Annotated in this window: 1 protein-coding gene; it reads left to right on the forward strand. The window is 56.4% G+C overall.

Translation table 11 applies throughout. The annotated features are described in order from the left end of the window. Positions 1-275, forward strand: a 275-nt coding sequence (locus IEQ44_RS18150) for a M15 family metallopeptidase (RefSeq protein WP_369074441.1), incomplete at both ends; no start/stop codon positions are given.

Below are 275 nucleotides of genomic sequence, written 5' to 3' on the forward strand. Positions count from 1 at the left end.
CTAATCACAGCCGTGGCACGGCGATCGACCTGACGCTTCGTGATGAGCACGGGAACATCCTCGATATGGGCGCAGGGTTCGATGAAATGCACGAGCGCTCCCATGCCTATCACCCTTCCGTCCCGCCCGCCGCTCAGCGCAATCGGCTGTTGCTGAATGCGATAATGACTGGTGGCGGTTTTGTCGGTATCTCCAGCGAATGGTGGCACTTCGAATTACCCCAGGCAGCGAGTTACCCTCTGCTCGCTGATCAATTCTCTTGTTTTATATCCCCT

The organism is Nocardioides malaquae (genome assembly GCF_015070385.1).
Lineage (GTDB): Bacteria > Actinomycetota > Actinomycetes > Propionibacteriales > Nocardioidaceae > Nocardioides > Nocardioides malaquae.